Annotated in this window: 20 protein-coding genes; 16 read left to right on the forward strand and 4 right to left on the reverse strand. The window is 58.7% G+C overall.

The window, feature by feature from the left end; genetic code table 11:
* Positions 1–132: 132 nt before the first annotated feature.
* From VQ575_RS24330 to VQ575_RS24340, 3 genes are all read left to right on the forward strand, one after another.
* A complete protein-coding gene (locus VQ575_RS24330; protein WP_325918564.1) occupies positions 133–729 on the forward strand; it encodes a hypothetical protein in 597 nt (198 codons plus the stop codon).
* A 215-nt stretch (positions 730–944) separates the two neighbouring features.
* On the forward strand, positions 945–2,510 hold the full coding sequence (locus tag VQ575_RS24335) for an AAA family ATPase (protein WP_325918566.1): 1,566 nt from the start codon (positions 945–947) through the stop codon (positions 2,508–2,510).
* A complete protein-coding gene (locus VQ575_RS24340) occupies positions 2,507–3,361 on the forward strand; it encodes an HNH endonuclease (protein ID WP_325918568.1) in 855 nt (284 codons plus the stop codon). The genes VQ575_RS24335 and VQ575_RS24340 overlap by 4 nt, the downstream gene beginning before the upstream one ends.
* A 674-nt stretch (positions 3,362–4,035) precedes the next feature.
* Here the strand turns inward: VQ575_RS24340 and VQ575_RS24345 are convergent.
* The 4 genes from VQ575_RS24345 to VQ575_RS24360 are packed head-to-tail and all read right to left on the reverse strand — an operon-like array spanning position 4,036 to position 6,441.
* A complete protein-coding gene (locus VQ575_RS24345) occupies positions 4,036–4,509 on the reverse strand; it encodes a DoxX family protein (RefSeq protein ID WP_045157116.1) in 474 nt (157 codons plus the stop codon).
* A 26-nt stretch (positions 4,510–4,535) separates the two neighbouring features.
* Complete coding sequence (locus tag VQ575_RS24350; RefSeq protein ID WP_325918571.1) at positions 4,536–5,291, reverse strand: DNA-binding domain-containing protein; 756 nt, start codon at positions 5,289–5,291, stop codon at positions 4,536–4,538.
* Positions 5,288–6,142, reverse strand: coding sequence for an MNIO family bufferin maturase (gene bufB, locus VQ575_RS24355; protein WP_039590734.1), 855 nt, complete (start codon positions 6,140–6,142; stop codon positions 5,288–5,290). Before bufB ends, VQ575_RS24350 begins: the two co-directional genes overlap by 4 nt.
* A gap of 26 nt (positions 6,143–6,168) precedes the next feature.
* Positions 6,169–6,441 carry a BufA1 family periplasmic bufferin-type metallophore gene (locus VQ575_RS24360; RefSeq protein WP_039590731.1) on the reverse strand — a complete coding sequence of 91 codons (273 nt, stop codon included), beginning with the start codon at positions 6,439–6,441 and terminating at the stop codon, positions 6,169–6,171.
* A gap of 229 nt (positions 6,442–6,670) precedes the next feature.
* On the opposite strand from VQ575_RS24360, the gene VQ575_RS24365 reads away from it, so the two are divergent.
* The 13 genes from VQ575_RS24365 (at position 6,671) to VQ575_RS24425 (ending at position 21,257) form a co-directional block, all read left to right on the forward strand.
* A complete protein-coding gene (locus tag VQ575_RS24365; RefSeq protein WP_039590729.1) occupies positions 6,671–7,243 on the forward strand; it encodes a sigma-70 family RNA polymerase sigma factor in 573 nt (190 codons plus the stop codon).
* Positions 7,240–7,881: a DUF1109 domain-containing protein gene (locus VQ575_RS24370; RefSeq protein ID WP_039590727.1), complete on the forward strand. Its 642-nt coding sequence runs from the start codon at positions 7,240–7,242 to the stop codon at positions 7,879–7,881. The genes VQ575_RS24365 and VQ575_RS24370 overlap by 4 nt, the downstream gene beginning before the upstream one ends.
* A gap of 103 nt (positions 7,882–7,984) precedes the next feature.
* A complete protein-coding gene (locus VQ575_RS24375; protein WP_411829989.1) occupies positions 7,985–10,426 on the forward strand; it encodes a hypothetical protein in 2,442 nt (813 codons plus the stop codon).
* Between the two features lie 35 nt (positions 10,427–10,461).
* A complete protein-coding gene (locus VQ575_RS24380) occupies positions 10,462–10,923 on the forward strand; it encodes an Lrp/AsnC family transcriptional regulator (protein ID WP_039590881.1) in 462 nt (153 codons plus the stop codon).
* A gap of 179 nt (positions 10,924–11,102) precedes the next feature.
* Positions 11,103–12,785 carry a flavin monoamine oxidase family protein gene (locus VQ575_RS24385; protein ID WP_045157120.1) on the forward strand — a complete coding sequence of 561 codons (1,683 nt, stop codon included), beginning with the start codon at positions 11,103–11,105 and terminating at the stop codon, positions 12,783–12,785.
* A gap of 10 nt (positions 12,786–12,795) precedes the next feature.
* Positions 12,796–13,590, forward strand: coding sequence for a carbon-nitrogen hydrolase family protein (locus VQ575_RS24390; protein WP_039590723.1), 795 nt, complete (start codon positions 12,796–12,798; stop codon positions 13,588–13,590).
* Positions 13,591–13,638: 48 nt separating this feature from the next.
* Positions 13,639–16,083: a pyrroloquinoline quinone biosynthesis protein PqqF gene (pqqF, locus tag VQ575_RS24395; protein ID WP_325918576.1), complete on the forward strand. Its 2,445-nt coding sequence runs from the start codon at positions 13,639–13,641 to the stop codon at positions 16,081–16,083.
* A 157-nt stretch (positions 16,084–16,240) separates the two neighbouring features.
* Positions 16,241–16,315: a pyrroloquinoline quinone precursor peptide PqqA gene (gene pqqA / locus VQ575_RS24400; RefSeq protein WP_003177660.1), complete on the forward strand. Its 75-nt coding sequence runs from the start codon at positions 16,241–16,243 to the stop codon at positions 16,313–16,315.
* Between the two features lie 79 nt (positions 16,316–16,394).
* Positions 16,395–17,306 carry a pyrroloquinoline quinone biosynthesis protein PqqB gene (gene pqqB, locus VQ575_RS24405; protein ID WP_325918579.1) on the forward strand — a complete coding sequence of 304 codons (912 nt, stop codon included), beginning with the start codon at positions 16,395–16,397 and terminating at the stop codon, positions 17,304–17,306.
* An 11-nt stretch (positions 17,307–17,317) separates the two neighbouring features.
* Positions 17,318–18,070, forward strand: coding sequence for a pyrroloquinoline-quinone synthase PqqC (gene pqqC / locus VQ575_RS24410; RefSeq protein ID WP_039590717.1), 753 nt, complete (start codon positions 17,318–17,320; stop codon positions 18,068–18,070).
* Positions 18,067–18,342 (forward strand): pyrroloquinoline quinone biosynthesis peptide chaperone PqqD, encoded by a 276-nt coding sequence (gene pqqD, locus VQ575_RS24415; protein ID WP_039590715.1) that lies wholly within the window; start codon positions 18,067–18,069, stop codon positions 18,340–18,342. The genes pqqC and pqqD overlap by 4 nt, the downstream gene beginning before the upstream one ends.
* Complete coding sequence (pqqE, locus tag VQ575_RS24420; RefSeq protein WP_411829990.1) at positions 18,335–19,465, forward strand: pyrroloquinoline quinone biosynthesis protein PqqE; 1,131 nt, start codon at positions 18,335–18,337, stop codon at positions 19,463–19,465. The genes pqqD and pqqE overlap by 8 nt, the downstream gene beginning before the upstream one ends.
* A complete protein-coding gene (locus tag VQ575_RS24425; RefSeq protein WP_325918583.1) occupies positions 19,431–21,257 on the forward strand; it encodes a S9 family peptidase in 1,827 nt (608 codons plus the stop codon). Before pqqE ends, VQ575_RS24425 begins: the two co-directional genes overlap by 35 nt.
* Positions 21,258–21,338 lie beyond the last annotated feature (81 nt).

Consider the following 21,338-nt stretch of genomic DNA (forward strand, 5'->3'; position numbering starts at 1 on the left):
GACGATCACAGCGAAATCAAACAGCGTAGACTCTTCCGAAAGCATGAACAGTTGTGATTGACTCTCGAGGCGCCAAAGTAAACGTTTCGGGATTAGCCAGCATAACTTCCCATTTCCACCTTGAGCCAAGGCATGAATAAACAAACAAAGAAAATTACAGCGACTAGTTTGATGAGCGAGCACAGCATAGAGCACTGCATAGTTCCTCGAATGCTTAGCCTTCTGAAACAACATTATCAGGATGTAACACCAATATATCCTGCAATGATGAGAGAGTTCAGCAAAAAATCATATAAAAACCAAAATAATACGTTCCGAGCGCTAGCACTTTTTCCGCGCAGGCCAAAAGTTACAGACAATCTATCATCTGAAATATACATAACTATAAACCCAGAGCTCTACTTTTTTGAGGAGTTTATGAGAGCCAAAGGCATACCTACTATTGCGGGCTGCCCAGTGATCAAGACCATATGGGAGCTATCAAATAACCCCGAGATAGCATGGGTCGATATAAACCATCCATCATTGAATAGCTATCTAAATCATATAAACCCAAAAGACAAGCCAGAAGCGTTGCTGACTGGGGAAGAAATAATAATGCGACTATCTACAGCTGAGACGCTATCTTTAGAGAGCCTTGGGAACGCGGTTCGAGACTTCAGAAGTATTTACGGCGCTCCTTATATCTATGGACACAAATATAAACCTATATATTTTTTGACTAGATAAGTTAACAAGCAGTGAAACCTGGTTAGGCGTGACCGGCGAAAGCACCTTCCCTTAGCCAAACCTTCATGCACTGAGAAACGTCTTCAGCTGTCGGGAAGGTCATGGATCTGTAATGCGGTAGGACGCGGTGGCAACCCAGCTGAGTTGGCAATCTGTAGCCATCAGGCTCCGATGTGAGCATAATGCCACCAGCCAGGGAATCAGGTTGAAAGCCAATGTTTACAGTACTTCGCCAAGGTCAGCTATTGCCTACGGTAGGCCATTCACAAGCCTACTTGGTCGTGGATAACTGGGATGATTGGTTTAGTTATCGAACGATGTACACGCTGTTCGTGTTCGACGCAAACGGAACTCGCCATAGGCCAGGCTCCGTGAAAATAGGGCAAGTCGGTCTCCTAGCCGGTGAGGGGGGTGCTGATACTCCGGTCGGAACACGCTATCCTACTCTTCCCGATAACTTCATCGCCCTGGATCCCGCAGTGCATTTTTCGCTGGGTCAAGACGAGGATTATTACGCGACATTGGTTGCGCTTCCCAACGGCTTAGGTGTCCAAATACTCAGGGCACTTTGTGATTGCGCACATGACCTCACCATATTCAACCGGCACCGAGCTGAGAACGTCATGGCGAGATCGCTATTGCGCTCCGTTCACGAACCGAACGTAAGGAATCGACTGAACCGGCTGGCAAACGGCAACCCGATACTTACAAAGTTCGAATTCCAGTTTACTTTCCCGTCCGAACGAGCAGAGGAAGGTTTACCCCCACCTCCACCTCCGCCAGTCATGCAATTCAGTGTGATCCCTAACGTCGATCCTCCAACGAATCTTCATGTATTGGTTGGGAGGAATGGAGCAGGGAAAACACGCTGTATTCAGAGCATCATCAACACGATTTTGGAGCGAGATACTGAAAGAGCACCGCGGGGCGTTCTGCAGCGTCTGGGTGAGAACCAGCAGGAGTGGGCCTTCACTGGCTTAGTGTCAGTCTCCTTCAGCGCATTTGACAGCTTTGAGCTGCCATCAGTGGCGTCCCAGCGAACGGCTGTGACTTTTGTTGGCCTTCGAGCACAGCGAGAAGTCGACGGGCGAGTGATTGAGGAACACAAGACACCGGACGATCTTGCAAAAGATTTTGTTCTAAGCCTCGAGAGATGCCGGAGCGAACCACGCAGGACTCGCTGGCTTGGCGCCGTTGCTACGCTTTCGACTGATCCACTCTTCGCCGAAACCAGTGTTGAGACTCTCTTAGAACCTGCCTTCGACTGGGAGCAACGAGCAACCCGCTTCTTCAAGCTGCTGAGTTCGGGGCATGCAATTGTGCTGCTCACGACGACACGTTTGGTCGAGCTCGTTGATGAGCAAACGTTTGTGGTTCTCGATGAACCTGAAGGACATCTGCATCCCCCCCTATTGTCGGCATTCATCCGCACCGTGGCCGACTTACTAGTAGCCAGAAACGGCGTTGCCTTAATATCGACACACTCACCAGTGGTGCTTCAGGAGGTACCGAAGAGTTGTGTATGGATGCTGAGACGCACCCGGACTGTTGCTGCGGTTGAACGTCCATCTACCGAAACGTTCGGGGAAAGCGCTGGTGTGCTGACTCGCGAGGTTTTTGGTCTAGAAGTCACTCATTCAGGTTTCCATCAACTGATAACAGCAGCAGCCACGCAGCCAGGTGCTAGTTACGGCTCTGTTGAACAACATTTTGGAAGTCAATTGGGGGCCGAAGCACAAGCGCTCGCTCGTAGCCTTGTCGCGCGGAGGAACGCCCCATGAAGCGTCTACCTCTGCCGCAATTTGACGCAACGGAAGCTGTTCAAACATGCGCTTCGGGGATCACCATAGAGGAACGTGCTCAAGCGTTGCTAGCTGCATTACCCGTCATCCGGAAGACTGAAACTGCCTATCGCGAGCTAGCCCCAGCTGGAAAACTCTACGAGATGGAAGCGACCGACGTCGTTACTTCGGAGCTAGATGGGACGCTCATGGGTGTCATCTACAAGAGTCACTTTGCGCGTAACAACTCCCCATCGAGACTGCTTTACGAGCAAATAAAAATGGCACCCGAATTTGGGATATGTCCGCTGTGCGGCCAGCGAATAGTCGCAACAGTAGACCATTACCTGCCCCAAAGCCTCTATCCAGCGCTCAATCTCACACCGGTGAACCTTGTACCCGCCTGCTCGGACTGCAACAAGCGAAAGCTGGCGGGCGTCGCGGCTCGGGCAGAAGATCAAACACTTCACCCCTACTACGACGATCTGGGAACTGAGCGCTGGCTGATCGCAAAGATTATCCCGTCGTCACCGCCTGCAGTCGCCTTCACAATAAGGCCACCTGCAGTCTGGAGCGAAGTACTGACTGCACGGGCAAATCACCATTTCGAAGTACTAGGCTTACCAGAACTTTATGCGGCCCAGGCAGCCAGTGAGATGGCAGATATTTCATACTCATTAGAAGAATTGGGCGAAGCCACAGGGCCAACAGGCATCGGCCAGCACCTAGACCAGCAGTTCAGGACACGATTTTGGCGCGACCGGAACTCTTGGCGAACCGCGCTTTATGAGGGGCTTAGAGATTCTGAATGGTTCTGCAATGAAGGTTACCGGCAGATTCGCCCTCGTTAAACAGCAGATCGCGCAGAATGAGCTTTCCAATTTTTAGGTTTGGTCCCGGTGCGCCTCTCAATCTAGCGCGCCTTTTTTGTAAACTCTGTAACGCTATAATTTCTCTTCTGACACGGCCCAATTCAGAAGGCATTCGAGCCAGATCAACACCTCTGATAATGGTGAGCTTCGGCGGCTGGGCGACCACGTTTCCAGAGCAGACGTCTATGTGGACATACCTTTTAGCGTCGGCCGCAACTATGGACTGCCGGCGAGCCTCTTTCCATTAACCTCATTATATCCTCACTGAATGTAGTAGCTTTCGACAGAACGCAGCGTAGCTGCCAGAAGTAACAATCGCTTCAAACCATGAAGCGCTCCTGCTGCCCAAAGACAGACCTTTTAGAAAACTCATAGCCATGCATATCTACGGCGAGCGCGCGGCAAATCAGTACAACCACGGTACAATGCCTAGCTTGAGCAACTTTCTCAAAACTACGCTCAACACCAGTAACAACGGGCCCTCCAGCTATGCCAACCTACATTCACCTTCGAACGATTTCTCTAGGCATAGCAACTCGCCCGGCAACTCATAATCCTTTGGTCCACGGTTCGAGTCCGTGTGGGCCCACCAAATTGAAAGCCGCGCATTGCGCGGCTTTCGTCGTTTCCGGGGGCACAAGGTTATAGGTGGTTCACTTGATGCCAAGTGGCCGATCCAGCGACACCGCACCACCGCCACGGGCGGCGATGAGCAATAGCAAGCCTGCCCAGGAAAGATGGGTTGGCCAGGCATCAGGGTAGACAAACACTTGGATTACCAAAGTCATGCCCAGTAATGCCAATGCGGACAACCGCGAGAACAGGCCAAGCACCAGTAGTAATGGAAAAAGATGCTCACTGTAGGTTGCCAGATGCGCGGCCAGTTCCGGCGTGATTAACGGCAACGAGTATTCCGTGCGAAACAACTCATAGGTACTGGGCGTGACCGTCAAAAAGCCACTGACTTTGGTCCGTCCCGACATCAGGAAAATGGCCGCAATGGCTAGACGGGCAACCAGCACCAACAGCGAATCACCCACTATCAAGCCAAGTCGGTCTGCAATGCGGTTCCAGATACTTCTCAAGGATTGGTCGGCTGTGGACGAAGTTTTTCGTATCGCGTCCATGATGGGCTCCGCTGGGCAAGTGGGTGTTATGGGATGCTTACAGAGGCGAACGCGTCGGCTCTGAACAAGCGGGCAATGAGTTCTGAAAAATCCAGGTCAGGCTGAACTTCAAGGGCCTTTTCTGCGGCCTGTCCAAGCGGTAGGTGTGCCGCGCAGGCATCCAGGAACCTACAATCCGCGACACTGGCGGCTTGCCAACACACTTGGGCTTGCTTGCGCGTCAGAAGCGCTCCTTCGCCGCGCCAGTCGAGTTCATCGGGTATGCCCCGCTCTTCCCGATTGAAACGCCAGAGGGTATAGGCAGGGTTGTCCGGGAACCACGCCCAACGGCAAGCGGCCTTCGGTGTGAGTCGGCTGAGAGCCAAGTCCGCTGGGGATAGATTCGCAAGTTCGCTGGGATCGACGTCGGGCTCATCCGCCGCGCAATGGACCTGGGTCCAAAGCAGATCCAGGCGGGCGACATCGCCCAGATAAGGTAACTCTCGCGCATGTTCAAAAGCATTGAGAAAGTCCGGGAAGCCCGCTCCGTATTGCAGCAATCGGGAATCCGTCGGGGGCGACTGCCGGACATGGACAGTCCCGGCAGCCTTGATCCACTCGGTACCAACCAAGCGCTCGACGGTGGGAAAGTTTGCAACTAATGCGTCCACCGATCCTTTCAACACCGTATTGCGGTACACCAAAAAACCGGGCTGTTCGATCAGCGTCGTCATTTCCGTCGAATTACGTTCATATAACGCATCGATGAATGCATCCTGGAAACCTGCCAGCGAGGTGTTCATATCGTCACTTCCGATACTCGCCGGTTCCCAATGTTCAATAACATCTGCGCCCTGGCTCGTTCAGCCAGCAAGACATCGAACCCAGGGATGTTGTCGTCGCGCTCGATCAGGGTCGGACGCATCCCGATCCGTTCGATAACGCGTCGATACAACTGCCAGACATCTTCAGCGATGGGGGCATCGTGCGTGTCTATCAGCAATTGCGTGTTTCCCGGGTCCACCGCGTGGCCTGCCAGATGGATTTCCATGATCGCCTCGGCCGGGAAGGCATCCAGATAACTCGACGCATCAAAGCCCAAGTTATGCGCGCTGATATGGACGTTATTGATATCCAGCAGCAACCCGCAGCCAGTCCTTATGCTCAGTTCGGTCAAGAACTCTATTTCGCTGAATTCATGCCCCGGCAAGCTCAGATAGTGAGTGGGGTTTTCAATGGCGATCGAACGTCCAAGGGCTTCTTGTGTTCGTTGGATATTGCTTGCGATGCGCTGTAACGCCTCGACTGTACGAGGAAATGGCAGCAAGTCGGGATGATATTGGCCACGCCATGCAGACCAGGCCAGATGTTCGGAAATCAGTGCAGGCTGTATCCGGTCGACCAATGCCTTGAAGCGCTTCAGATGGCTTTCGTCCGGTGGGCAATCGGCAGCCAGAGAGAGTGAAACACCGTGCAGCGACAACGGGTGTTGGCTACCAATTGCCTCAAGCCACGCGAGACGGGGGCCACCTTCTACCATGTAGTTTTCCGGATGAACTTCGAACCAGAGCCCCTCGGCAGCGCAATCAAACGCATCAGGGTAATGGTTCGGTTTCAGGCCAAGTCCGGCCCCCATCTGGAATACAGTTTTCATGGTCGGTGAGCCCCTTGGTATTGCGATTACATAGGTGTTAGAGAGCCCATGCCTTTCGGTGTCTTGATGGAGGTGCACGTACCGGCAGGAACGTTTTTCCAGGCATTTGCCTGATAATCCGTCTTCGAGGTGCCAGCACAGGTAGTGCCTGCGCCCGCTTTGCAATCGTTCTTTCCAGCAAGGGAAACGCCGTAGCATTTCTCCATGGCGCCTGCCGCTGCAGGCGTTTCGGCGGCGATGGCACCGGCGGCGAACGACGAGAAGGCAATGGCGAGGGTGGCAAGTTTCAGGTTGTTCATGATTCTCTCCAGAAGATGGGTTGGTCGCCTCATCAGTGCTGGGGCACTGTGTTTGCGATCCAACAAGTAGTTCGATGTCGTTCCGGATTCGGTTACAGCGACCGCAAAATATTTCTCAGGCCAGCAAACATAATTGCCTGTTACCTTACGGCGGGAAGTCGGATGTAAGATTCGCTGCCGCCAGCAGCAGGAACGAGATATTTTCCCTTTCGTGTAACCAGAGCGAACGATGGAACGAACTACGGATAACGATGCTTTGCGCAGCCGAGAACTCCACCTTCAGTCCTTGTTTCTCTCAGGCCTGGATGGAGACGAACGGGCTTATCGCACGTTTTTATCCGAGCTAAGCGGTCATCTTCGCGGTTTTCTACGCTCGAGGCTTCAACAGCGCCCCGGTGAAATCGAGGATTTGCTGCAAGAGGTTTTACTGGCCGTTCATAATGCGCGCCAGACTTACCAGGCAGATCAACCGCTGACGGCATGGGTCTTTGCCATTGCGCGCTACAAACTCATCGACTTTTTCCGTGGGAGGTCACGCCATGACGTGTTCAACGACTCCCTCGACGATGCGGCAGAGCTGTTTGCCGAGCCACATCTTGAACCTGCGCAGGCCAGTCGCGACCTGGGCAAGTTGCTTGAGCAACTGCCTGAACGCCAACGTCTACCTATCGTACGCGTGAAACTGGAAGGGCTGTCTGTTACTGAAGCCGCTCAAACGACGGGCTTATCCGAGTCTGCGGTGAAGATCGGGATACACCGAGGGCTTAAAGCCCTGGCGTTGAGAGTGAGAGGTACACCATGAAGACTGACGATTTGATTTCCCTGCTCGCCGCAGGTGTTGCCCCGGTCGATCGCAGGGCGCCCGCCAAGCGATTCAGCATCGCGGTTCTAGCCGGCCTTCTGGGCGCCATTTTGCTAATGGTCACATTAAAGGGCGTGCGGCCAGACTTGGGCGAGGTCATGGCGACACCGATTTTCTGGGCCAAGATCGCATTTCCCCTCTGCCTGATGATCGGCGCGCTGGGCATGGTCATGAGGCTGGCTAGACCAGGAGCAACCTCAGGGCCCGGCAAGATCCTGATTGTCGCCGCTGTCACGGCGGTGTGGGTCGGCGCTGTCTATGTACTCATGGCGACCGCACCTGATAATCGCGTTGCGATCATTCTGGGCAATACCTGGCGGGTATGCGCGCTCAATATTGCCTTGTTGTCGATTCCGGGATTTGTCGCGGTGTTCTGGGCGCTACGCGGTCTCGCCCCTACCAACCTGACACTTTCAGGCGCCTGCGGCGGACTGCTGGCCGGCTCGATGGCGACGATTGCCTACTCCTTTCATTGCCCCGAGATGCAGGTCACATTTTGGGCAGTGTGGTATTTGTTGGGCATGCTGGTCCCGACGATACTGGGCGCCCTGCTCGGTCGACGCTGGCTGCGCTGGTAGCGGCCCCTTCAGTTTTCCCTCGGGACCCCAGGGCTACGAAGCCACGCATTCAAGTCACCAAATTTCACAGTGTCGACTTACCTACGATAAAGAATCTCCTCCCATCGAGACCTCCATCATCGCCAGCACCAGCCTGCCCCGACTGTTCCTCCAACTCTTCTGGCAACTCGGCATCCTGCTGGTGCCGGCCTTTTTCGTGACCATCCTGCCGCCGCCGCTGGCCTTGCTGGCGGTCGTATTGCTCGGTTTGCTGATGGGGCTTGCCGCACGGCTGGGTTTTCTGGCGATGGGCCGAGGCGTTGCCCGGCTGACCGTCGGTGCCGTGTTTGGCCTTGGATTCAGCCTGGGCCGGGCGTTACCCGAGTGGTGGGGCATTCTCGTGGCAATCATCGGCATTGTTGCCGGGCTTGCCTGCGTCAGCACGTGGGAGCGGCGCCTTGGGCTGGCGCCGGTTTCCAGCAAAGGGCCAAGCGCCTGGGGTGGAAGCGAGACGCTATTGACCCCTGAAGGCGAGCCGATTCGCTTGTTCAACCACAGCGAAATCGCCATGGGCGGTCCCGTTTATTGCGATTACCTGTTTCCCGACGGTGTGCTTCTGCAAGGGCTTGGTTCCTCAGCGGTGTTTTCCAGCGACGGGCGATACCTTGCCGCGCCAGTGCCGTCTCGGCAGGAGTGGGGCTTGGTCATCCTCGATCGTCAGCAGCGCAAGGTTTACCGTTGCGCTGAAAGCGAGTTCTGGGAACTGGACGCGTTCAATCCTGACGAATTAATCGGCCGTTACAGCCCGCTGGTGGACAACAGCGCTCGCCAGGCGCGGCTGGAGGATCTGCTGCAAACCGCAGAGGTTGTCGACCTGATCCCCGTCGCGGATCTTTGGCTGGAGCCCGGCTGGCACCCGGATAATTTCCAGCACACCTTCGAGCGACCGTCCGCAGATGGTCGACAACGCCTGGTTGGCAACATCGTCTTGCCGGCGACGTTCCGCGATTTGGCCCAACCCCTGGAGCCACTGCATTCGCCACGTTATTCAATCAGCATCAACGGACAACCGTCCGGGCTTCTGATGGCCGCCGATGCGCCGTTGGTGTGGAGCAGCGATCACCGTGCCCTGGTGTGCCTGGCCGAGGAACAGGCCAACGCTGCCCAGGGCGAACGGTATTGGTCGTGGCGATTGGATGACGGCTGGCGCGCCCTGCCCTCGCCTTGGATCAAGAGCACCTCCGAGCCGTCCTTTTATTGGCACCAGTTGCTCAAGCTTGATGCAGGCCAGGTACATATCGAGTCGTACCTCGACTATCCGCGACCGGGTTGCGGCCGATATGGCTACCGCCTGGACAGTATCCACGGCGATACCGAGACGCAGACAAGCCATGACGCCCGAGGCCGGATCGAGGTTGGCGAGTTCAAGCTGACCCGCACGGCCATCGTGATGCCATTGGACAGCCAGGGCCGTCGGGGTGACTCGCACATCGAGACGCAGCCGCTGCAGGACGGCGTCTGCGGGCTCCTGACCTGGCTGGGCGACAACGCCGAAGGACTTGGCGGTTATCGCTGCCAGATCGGTGACTGGCTCCTGCCGGGGCGCTGGCTATTGGATCATCGCGTCTCGGACTGCGGACGCTACCTGGCGTTGCTGCCCTTCGCAGGCTCGACGACCGTCGCAACCCATGCAGTAATTGCACACGTGCAGGAGCAACGCCTGCTGGAAGGGCCTGCCATGTGGGTCGCACGGATACTGGATTTTCGGGACGGCCGGTTGAGCCTTGCGGTGGTTGAAGGTCGTCTCGACAATGACCTGCAAAGCAGCCCGCTACAGCGTTTCAACGTCGCGGCTCCAGAGGTCGGCAGGGACGCGTCTTTCTGTGGTCCCGATGAGCAATCCCGACTGTTCTACAACACGGTGCAGTTGCAGCCGGCGGACTCACAACTAAGCATCGTCCCCCCATGGCGCTTGGTGGACAGGCCGCAAGCGGCGACCGCCGATGGCGACTTCATCCAACCCGCACCGAATGACCAGGACGCCGCCTGGCTGTTCGGCAGCGAGACCGAATACGCCGACAGCTGGGTGCGGGCCGGTACGCCTCGGCTCGGCGGGCACTTGCTCACTGCTTCGGGCTGCGCCTTGGTCGATCTGGCGCCTTCGATGATCTGGTCAAAGGATGGCCGCTACCTGGCCTTGACCTGCATGGCAACCGACGTGACAGAACTGAGCGGTCGCTACCGGGGTTGGCAACTGCTGCTGCTCGACGTCCAGGCGCACACGCTGCGGATACACCCACGATGGCTGGGCAATCGGCCCGAGTTCGAGGGTTTCGATGAAGGAAAGCTGCGGGTGCGGTGTTTCGAGCACGACTGGGAAACCGAAGGTGATGAGGATAAAGGCACGGCGCAGTCGTTCTTACTGGAGGATTTGCTGCAACTGCCCACTGAACAGCTGATGGGCGAGGACGGCCTCTGGCTCAGGCCTTTGCAAGCGCACTTGGCCCCAGCCTGGCGAGCGCTGGCCTTGCCCGCCATCAGCTACTTCGCACGCCGAAGCCTGTAAGATGCCCGCCATTGATGCCTGCGCCGGAGCTGACCTTGACTGATACTCGCCCTCCCGTCCTCGACGAAATCGATCGCCAACTGATTGCGGCGTTGCAAATCAACGCCCGGGAAAGTGTCGCCATGCTTGCCCGACAATTGGGCATAGCCCGCACTACGGTGACGTCGCGCCTGGCTCGCCTGGAAAAATCCAAGGTGATTACCGGGTACGGCGTGCGTCTCGGGCAGCGGGTTATCGACGGCGGCTTGCAGGCTTACGTCGGAATCAAGGTCCAGCCACGCTCGGGGAAAGACGTATTGCGACGCTTGAGTACGATGGCCCAGGTCCAGCAGTTGTGCGCGGTCAGCGGCGAATTCGACTATGTCGCCTGGCTGCGCACGGATTCACCGGAGCAGCTGGATCAGTTGCTGGACCAGATCGGTAGTGTGGACGGCGTTGAGAAAACCACCACTTCGATCATCCTCAGCAGCAAAATCGACCGGGGACAGCCGGTCTAGGATCGCTCAAAGCAAGAAGACCTCGTCATAACGCTCGTCGGATAACAAGAAATGACGAAAAACCTCTCAAAACGACGACACATTGCGTCTTATTAACGTGTTTCACCCTCTCTAGAATGGCTGGCATCTTTCCTATACTCAGATGCGAACCCGCGTCGAGTCGCCCTTCAAGGTCAGCCATGAACAAGAACAATCGCCACCCCGCAAACGGCAAGAAACCCATCACCATTTTCGGCCCGGACTTTCCGTTCGCCTTTGACGACTGGATCGAACACCCGGCCGGGCTGGGCATGATCCCGAAGCACAACCACGGCGCCGAAGTGGCGATCGTCGGAGCCGGGATCGCCGGCCTGGTGGCAGCCTACGAGCTGATGAAAATGGGCCTCAAGCCAGTGGTGTACGAGGCGTCGAAGTTGGGCGGGCGCCTGCGCTCCCAGGCGTTCAACGGCGCCGAAGGCATCGTTGCCGAACTCGGTGGCATGCGGTTCCCGGTGTCGTCCACGGCGTTCTATCACTACGTCGACAAGCTGGGCCTGGAGACAAAACCCTTCCCCAACCCGTTGACCTCGGCCTCGGGCAGCACGGTCATCGATCTCGAAGGCCAGACCTACTACGCGGAAAGCATGGCCGATCTTCCCGCGCTATTTCAGGAGGTCGCCGACGCCTGGGCCGACGCACTGGAGGCTGGCTCACGCTTCAGCGAAATCCAGCAAGCGATCCGAGACCGCGACGTGCCGCGCCTGAAGGAGCTGTGGAACACCCTGGTGCCACTGTGGGACGACCGCACCTTCTACGACTTTGTCGCCACGTCCAAGGCTTTCGCCAAGCTCTCGTTCCAGCACCGCGAAGTGTTCGGCCAGGTTGGCTTCGGCACTGGCGGCTGGGATTCGGACTTTCCCAACTCGATGCTGGAAATCTTCCGGGTGGTAATGACCAACTGCGACGACCATCAGCACCTGGTGGTCGGCGGTGTCGAGCAAGTACCCCACGGCATCTGGAAACACGTGCCGGAGCGCTGCGTGCATTGGCCTCAAGGCACCAGCCTGAATTCGTTGCACCTGGGCGCGCCCCGCAGCGGCGTGAAGCGCATCGCCCGCGCCGACAATGATCGGTTCAGCGTCACCGACGTCTGGGGCGACACCCGGGAATACGCCGCCGTGCTGGTGACTTGCCAGACCTGGCTGCTGACCACCCAGATCGAATGTGAAGAAGCGCTGTTCTCGCAAAAAATGTGGATGGCCCTGGACCGCACCCGCTACATGCAAGCATCGAAGACCTTCGTGATGGTCGACCGGCCGTTCTGGAAGGACAAGGACCCGGAAACCGGCCGTGACCTGATGAGCATGACCCTCACCGACCGACTGACCCGCGGCACTTACCTGTTCGACAATGGCGACGACAAGCCAGGCGTGATCTGCCTCTCCTACTCGTGGATGAGCGATGCGTTGAAAATGCTGCCGTATCCCGTGGAAAAACGCGTGAAGCTGGCACTGGATGCGCTGAAGAAAATCTATCCGAACGTCGACATTGCCGCACGGATCATCGGCGATCCGATCACCGTGTCATGGGAAGCCGACCCGTATTTCCTCGGTGCCTTCAAAGGCGCCCTGCCGGGTCACTATCGTTACAACCAGCGCATGTATGCGCACTTCATGCAGGACGACATGCCGGCCGAACAAAAAGGGATCTTTATCGCCGGCGATGACGTCTCATGGACACCCGCCTGGGTTGAAGGCGCGGTCCAGACCTCGCTCAATGCCGTGTGGGGGATCATGAAACACTTCGGCGGTGAAACTCACCCCGAGAACCCGGGTCCAGGTGATGTGTTCGACGAAATCGGTCCGATCGCCTTGCCCGAATAAGGAGTTGTCGATGCGCGTAGCCCTTTACCAATGCCCGCCGCTGCCCATGGATCCGGCCGGCAACCTGCAGCGCCTGCATCAAGTCGCGCTGGAAGCCAGGGGCGCCGATGTGCTGGTTGTGCCGGAGATGTTCCTCACCGGCTACAACATCGGCGTCGATGCGGTGAATGTACTGGCCGAGGTCTACAACGGCGAATGGGCGCAGCAAATCGGCCGCATCGCCAAGGCGGCCGGCCTGGCCATTCTTTATGGCTACCCTGAACGCAGCGAAGACGGGCAGATCTACAACGCCGTCCAACTGATCGATGCCCACGGCGAACGCCTGGCCAACTACCGCAAGAGCCACTTGTTCGGCGACCTCGACCACACCATGTTCAGCGCTGGCAACGCAGCACTGCCTATCGTGGAGCTCAACGGTTGGAAGCTCGGTTTCCTGATCTGCTATGACTTGGAATTTCCCGAGAATGCCCGACGCCTGGCGCTGGCCGGCGCCGAGCTGATCCTGGTGCCGACCGCCAATATGCAGCCCTATGAGTTCATTGCCGATGTCACCGTGCGCGCTCGGGCCATCGAAAATCAATGTTTCGTGGCCTACGCCAACTACTGCGGCCACGAAGGTGAACTGCAGTATTGCGGGCAAAGCAGCATCGCCGCCCCGGACGGCAGCCGTCCGGCACTGGCTGGGCTGGATGAGGCGTTGATCGTGGGTGAATTGGACCGGCAACTGATCGAGCAGTCGCGGGCGGCCTACAACTACCTGCACGACCGACGTCCTGCGCTCTACGGCGACTTGCATAAACACTGATCCGGACTAATCCGCTAGCATGAGCACATCCCAGTCCTGGAAGCGCTCATGCCGGCCCCCGATTCCCTCCGCCCCCCCACCGAAACCCTGGCCAACGGCCTGCAAGTGACGTTGCGTCATGCTCCCGGCCTCAAGCGTAGCGCTGCGGTGTTGCGCGTGGAGGCCGGCAGCCACGATGCACCTGAGGCGTGGCCGGGGCTGGCGCACTTTCTCGAACACCTTTTCTTCCTGGGGACGGCACGTTTTCCCGCTGGGCAGGACCTGATGGCCTACGTGCGAGACCACGGTGGACAAGTCAATGCGCGCACCAGTGAACGCATCACTGAGTTTTTCCTGGAGCTGCCCCCATCCGCCCTGCCCGGTGGGCTTGAACGGTTGGCAGACATGCTCGCCCACCCGCGCCTGGATGAAGCCGATCAGATGCGCGAACGGGAAGTGCTGCACGCGGAGTTCATCGCCTGGTCCCAGGACGCGACGGCCCAGCGGCAGGTGGCCTTGTACGAAGGATTGTCGGAGGAACACCCGCTGCGTGGCTTCCACGCGGGCAATCGCGACAGCCTCGCCGTACCTGAGCCTGGATTCCAACTGGCGCTGCACGATTTCTTTCAGCGGTTCTATCACAGCGGCCAGATGAGCTTGAGCCTGGCCGGCCCGCAAGGAACTGATGCCCTGGCGGCGCTGGCCGTCCAGTTCGGCAACAGCATACCCAGCAGCGAAACGCAGGTCAGGCAGGCGCCGCCGAAGCTCATGACATCGACCGAGACCGGTTATCAGTTGGCCCGACAAGGCTCGCTCGATGCGTTGTTCGCTTTTGAAAACTTGCCCGCAGCCTCGCCCCAAACCTTTGATTTCCTCTGCCACTGGCTGAACACCCATAAACCGGGAGGGCTGCTCGCAACGTTGCGCCAGCGTGGCCTGGCTGACAGCCTCAAAGCCATGTCGCTGTACGAATTTTCCGGCCAGGCACTGCTTCACATTGAGTTAAAGCTCGACAGCGACCGAGCGCCAACGGACAGCCAACCCCTGCTACGCGACTGGCTGGGGTTCTTTGCCGCACAGGATGACTGGGCATCGATGCGCCAGGAGTTCGCTGCCTTTCGCCAGCGTCAGCAAGAGACCGCAACAGCCCTGCAATTGGCTCGCTGGGACAGCGAAGGACGCCACGGTCCACTGTCGGAAAACCACTTGATGCGCCTCAGGGAAGTCCTCAAGCAATTACACGCTGTGGATCACCCCGTCGAACCGTGGCGATTGCCCTCGCCCAACCCATTCCTGCAAGCCACCCGCGAACCACCCCGCGCCGGATTGATCCGCGGCCAGACCAGTGCCCACCGAGGCCTGCGAACATTCGCACAGGACCGCAGCCGGGGCCGCCGGGAACGTTCGCCCCTGCAGTTCAGCCAGGCATTGCCGGATACCTCGCCTGAAGGCGCGGTGTATCTGCGTTGGCAATTCGCGGCACCCGCATCGCCCGACCTGCAATCCAGGCTCGATCGTCACTCGGCGGATCTGCGCGAAGATGCCCGACAGGCCGGCGTGGACGTCGTCTTCGACTCCGATGCCGAACAATGCCTGCTGAAACTGATCGGCTTGCAGGCGCCGATGCCGTCGGTATTCGAGCACCTGATGGAAAAACTGCGCCAGCCATTACCGCCTGTCCTGGCCGATAGCGAGGCGCCCCTGATACCGATTCGACAGCTGTTACGGGAATTGCCAATTTTCTTCCAGCAAAACCCACGACACGCCTCGCCGTCGTTGCGCGGTAGCGATCAAAGCGTCTGGACGAACGCCCAGTGGGACGGTTTGGCCGTCGGCCTGACGGCGGCCACTCAAGCGGCGCTGGCCCCCGTGTTGGCGCGAACTCCAGGCGTTGCCCGGGAAGAGCCGGAGTTAACGGTCGCGCCTGTTCCGGTACGCACTTGGCATACGCACAAGACCCTGGGTGATGACCACGCATTACTCATGTTCTGCCCCACGCCAACCGAGGACTTGTCCGACGAGGCTGGGTGGCGCTTGCTCGCCCATCTGTGCCAAACCCCTTACTACCAGCGCCTACGGGTCGAGCTGCAGTTGGGCTATGCAGTGTTCAGTGGCTTGAAGCAGATCCATGGTCGGACCGGCTTGTTGCTCGGCGCGCAGTCGCCCGGTGCCTCTGCGGCGCAGTTGTCTGAACATATGACGCAGTTCCTGGAAACCTTGCCGAAGCTGGTCGAGCAGATTGACGACTCGATCCTGGCCAGCCAACAGCAAGCCCTGGCCAGCCAGATGAACAGCGCTGAAATGCCCATCGCCCAGGCAGCCGAACTGCTCTGGCAGGGCAAACTGGCCGGTCGCCCATCGGATTACTTGCAGCGGTTACCCGACGCCATAACGTCCATGACACGCGAACAACTGATCGACTCAGCCTACCGTTTGGTCCAAGCCCAAGGCGGACGTTTCTGTTTGAGCAACGCGCCGTGCCCGGGAATGCCCTGGCAAGCAGCAGCGAGATGATCGTTACCAGGCGTGCAATGAGCTTTCTCAAAGATTCGCGGCGAACGAATTTGTCAGATTTAGTAACATAGCCGCCTAAGCATCTGAACATCTCCTAACGGAGGTGGACTATATGTATAGATCCAAACCGTTCCACCCCAACCAAAGGAGTATTCCCATGTCCTGGTCCAAACCCGCATATATCGATCTGCGTATCGGCTTCGAAGTCACCATGTACTTCGCCAGCCGTTGATTGCTGCAGGCGGTAGTACGCAACACCACGCCTCGGTCATCCGGGGCGTTTTTCATTTTGGTTTGCAGATGGAGCGGCCATGTTCGTCCAGATTCTAGGTTCCGCCGCCGGCGGCGGTTTCCCCCAGTGGAACTGCAACTGCGCCAATTGCGCAGGTTTTCGCAACGGCAGCCTGCGGGCCCAGGCGCGTACCCAGTCGTCTATCGCGATTTCCGATGATGGCGTGAGCTGGGTGTTGTGCAACGCCTCCCCCGACATCCGCGCCCAACTCCAGGGGTTCGCCCCGATGCAACCCGGCCGGGCACTGAGGGACACGGGCATTGGCGCGATCATCCTGATGGACAGCCAGATCGACCACACCACCGGCCTGCTCAGCCTGCGCGAAGGTTGCCCGCACCAGGTCTGGTGCACCGACATGGTCCATGAAGACCTGAGCACCGGCTTCCCGCTGTTCAACATGCTGACCCACTGGAACGGTGGCCTGAGCTGGAACCGCATCGAACTCGACCAGAGCTTCACCATCGCCGCCTGCCCGAACCTGCGCTTTACCCCACTGCCCCTGCGCAGCGCCGCCCCACCCTATTCCCCACACCGCTTCGACCCGCACCCGGGCGATAACATCGGGCTGATCGTCGAAGACCTGCGCACCGGCGGCAAGCTGTTCTACGCGCCGGGCCTGGGCAAGGTCGACGAACCGTTGCTGGACATCATGGCCAGCAGCGACTGCCTGCTCGTGGACGGCACGATGTGGGACGACGATGAAATGCAGCGCCGTGGCGTCGGCACCCGCACCGGCCGGGAAATGGGCCACCTGGCCCAGAATGGCCCTGGCGGCATGCTTGAAGTACTGGAGCGGCTGCCAGAGCAGCGCAAGGTCCTTATTCATATCAACAACACCAATCCGATCCTGGACGAAGACTCTCCCGAGCGGGCCGAGTTGGTGCGACGCAATGTCGAAGTCGCCTACGACGGCATGAGCATCGAATTGTAGGAGGGCCCGAAATGACTGACACGCCATTGACCACCGCAGAATTTGAAGCAGCCTTGCGCGCCAAGGGCGCCTTCTACCATATCCATCACCCGTACCATGTGGCGATGTACGAAGGCCGTGCCACTCGCGAGCAGATCCAGGGCTGGGTCGCGAACCGCTTCTATTATCAAGTGAACATCCCACTCAAGGACGCAGCGATCCTGGCCAATTGCCCGGATCGGGAGATCCGCCGCGAGTGGATCCAGCGCCTGCTCGACCATGACGGCGCCCCCGGTGAAGATGGCGGCATCGAAGCCTGGCTGCGGCTGGGCCAGGCGGTGGGCCTGGATCCCGACCAGTTGCGTTCCCAGGAATTGGTGCTGCCGGGTGTGCGCTTCGCCGTAGACGCCTACGTCAACTTCGCCCGCCGGGCCAGCTGGCAGGAAGCTGCCAGCAGCTCGCTGACCGAATTGTTCGCCCCGCAGATCCATCAATCGCGCCTGGATAGCTGGCCGCAGCATTATCCGTGGATCGATCCGACCGGCTACGAGTACTTCCGCACTCGCCTGGGCCAGGCACGGCGTGACGTGGAACATGGCTTGGCAATCACTTTGCAGCACTACACTACTCGCGAAGGCCAGGAGCGCATGCTGGAGATCCTCCAGTTCAAACTGGATATTCTCTGGAGCATGCTCGACGCCATGAGCATGGCCTACGAACTGAACCGCCCGCCGTATCACACCGTGACCGACCAACGGGTTTGGCACAAAGGGATTGCCTTATGAGTTTCGATCGCAGCAAAAAACCCAACTGGCGCCCCGGCTATCGCTTCCAGTACGAACCGGCCCAGAAGGGCCATGTGCTGCTCTATCCTGAAGGGATGATCAAGCTGAACGACAGCGCGGCGCTGATCGGTGGCCTGATCGATGGCGAGCGCGATGTCGCGGAAATCATCGCTGAACTGGACAAACAATTTCCCGGTGTGCCTGAACTCGGTGACGACATCGAGCAATTCATGGAGGTCGCCCGTGCACAGCACTGGATCACCCTTGCCTGAGAAGCCCGCCGTTGGCCTGCCGCTGTGGCTGCTGGCCGAACTGACCTATCGCTGCCCGCTGCAATGCCCGTACTGCTCCAACCCGCTGGACTTTGCCGAGCAAGGCAAAGAGCTGAGCACCGAGCAGTGGTTCAAGGTCTTTCGCGAAGCCCGGGAAATGGGCGCCGCGCAATTGGGTTTTTCCGGTGGGGAGCCGCTGGTGCGCCAGGACTTGGCGGAGCTGATTGGCGAGGCGCGCAGGCTGGGTTTCTACACCAACCTGATTACCTCCGGCATCGGCTTGACCGAACAGAAGATCAGCGACTTCAAGAAAGCCGGCCTGGACCACATCCAGATCAGTTTCCAGGCCAGTGATGAGCAGGTGAACAACCTGCTGGCCGGTTCGAAGAAAGCGTTTGCGCAAAAACTGGAAATGGCCCGGGCGGTGAAAGCCCATGGTTATCCGATGGTGCTGAACTTCGTGACCCATCGGCACAACATCGACAAGATCGACCGCATCATCGAACTGTGCATCGCCCTGGAAGCCGACTTCGTCGAACTCGCCACGTGCCAGTTCTACGGCTGGGCGCACCTCAACCGCGTTGGCCTGCTACCCACCCAGGAACAGCTAGTGCGGGCCGAGCGCATCACCAATGAATACCGGGCCAAGCTGGAAGCCGAAGGCAACCCGTGCAAGTTGATCTTCGTGACTCCGGACTACTACGAAGAACGCCCGAAGGCCTGCATGAACGGCTGGGGCAGCATTTTCCTGACCGTCACACCGGACGGCACGGCCCTGCCCTGCCATGGCGCCCGGCAAATGCCGGTGCAGTTTCCGAATGTGCGCGACCACAGCATGCAGCACATCTGGTACGACTCGTTCGGCTTCAATCGTTTCCGGGGTTATGACTGGATGCCCGAACCCTGCCGCTCGTGCGATGAAAAGGAAAAGGATTTTGGCGGCTGCCGTTGCCAGGCGTTCATGCTCACAGGCGACGCCAGCAATGCCGACCCGGTGTGCAGCAAATCCGAACACCATGGGATGATTCTGCAGGCTCGCGAAGACGCCGAGCATGCCACGCAAACCATCGAGCAACTGGCATTTCGCAATGAACGAAACTCACGCCTCATCGTCAAGGGCTGAACCGCTCAGCGCCGCCCAGGCTGTCGCGGCAGGCATCGACTTCGCCGAGCTGCAACTGGGGCCCCTGGGCCTGTTCTGGAACGAATACCGTCCCGAAGACGGTGCCTGTCGGATCTGGCATTGGCGAGACGCCAAGGTCCGCTGCCTGACCCCGGATGGATTCAGCGTGCGCAGCCGGGTCTATGAATATGGCGGCGGATCGTTCTGCCTGAGCGATGATGGCGTGCTGTTTGTCAACGAGGCCGACCAGCAGGTGTATCACCAGTCACTGGACGCAGGTCGCCCTGTGGCGCTGACCTCGGGCGACCGCCGATATGGCGACCTGCACTTCGCCCCAGGGCAATTGCTGGCGGTAGAGGAGCACGCCAAACAGCATCGCCTGGTGTCGATCGGGCTGGCCGATCATCAGCGAAGCGTGCTGGCCGAAGGCGCGGATTTCTACGCTGCGCCGATCCTGAGTCCGGATCAGAAGCGTCTCGCCTGGATCGAGTGGAGCCGCCCTCATCAGCCCTGGACAGCTACGCGGCTGCTGCTGGCCGAGCGCAACGATTCAGGTTGGGGTGAGCCGCGCTGTGTGGCCGGCCAGGGTGAGGAGGAATCCATCCAGCAACCGCGGTTCGACGCGGCCAATCGCCTCTACTGCCTGACCGACCGCGGCGGTTACTGGCAGCCTTGGGTCGAAAACGCTGGTGTCCTGGAGCCATTGACTGCCGCCGAAGCCGATCACGCCCCCGCGCCTTGGCAGTTGGGAGGCTGTACCTGGCTGCCAATGAACGATGACACCTACCTGGCAAGCTGGACCGAAGCGGGTTTTGGTCGGCTGGGCCTGTGCCATCGCGGCACGACGGAGGATTTCACCGGGACCTATAGCCGCTTCCGCAGCTTGGCGGTGGATGAGCAATTCGTTTATACCATTGCTGCTTCGCCCACCAGCCCGTCGGCAGTCATTGCCATTGGACGACAAAGCCACGACGTTATAGTCCTGGCCGGCGGCGTTGCGCCGCTACCGGCCGAGCAGATCAGCCGCCCGCGAACCTTGCGCTATCCAGTTGCTTCAAGTGAGGCCCACGGGTTCTTTTATCCAGCCATGGGCGCCAAGGCTAAACCACCGCTAGTGGTGTTCATCCATGGCGGGCCGACGTCAGCCTGCTACCCCATGTTTGACCCGCGCATTCAATACTGGACCCAGCGCGGCTTTGCCGTGGCCGACCTCAATTATCGTGGCAGCAGCGGCTATGGCCGGGCCTATCGGCAGGCGCTGCATCTGAACTGGGGAGTGGTGGATGTCGAGGATGCCTGCGCCGTCGTTGCACATCTGGACGAGCAGGGCCTGATCGATGGCCGCCTTGCGTTCATTCGCGGCGGCAGCGCCGGTGGTTACACGACCCTTTGCGCCTTGGCGTTCCGGAACGTATTCCGTGCCGGCGCCAGCCTCTACGGGGTCAGCGATCCGGTTGCCCTGGGTCGCGCGACGCACAAATTCGAAGGCGACTACCTGGACTGGCTGATCGGCGACCCAAAAGTGGATGCCGAGCGCTACCGGGCGCGCACGCCGTTACTTCACGCAGACCAGATCCGCGCGCCGATGATTTTTTTCCAAGGCGAGCTGGATGCCGTGGTCGTACCGCAGCAGACCCGCGATATGGTCGAGGCCTTGAAAGACAATGGAGTTTCAGTGGAGGCGCACTACTACCCGGACGAGCGCCACGGCTTTCGCAAGGCTATGAACCAGGCGCATGCGCTGGAGCATGAGTGGTTGTTTTATCGAAAGGTGATGAACGCTGGCTTATGAAAGCGACGAGCGTTTGTGGCGAGGGAGCTTGCTCCCGCTCGATTGCGCAGCAATCGCAAAAGCTTGGGGCTGCTCCGCGTC

It is taken from the genome of Pseudomonas frederiksbergensis, assembly GCF_035751725.1.
In the GTDB taxonomy this organism is placed as follows: Bacteria; Pseudomonadota; Gammaproteobacteria; order Pseudomonadales; family Pseudomonadaceae; genus Aquipseudomonas; species Aquipseudomonas frederiksbergensis_A.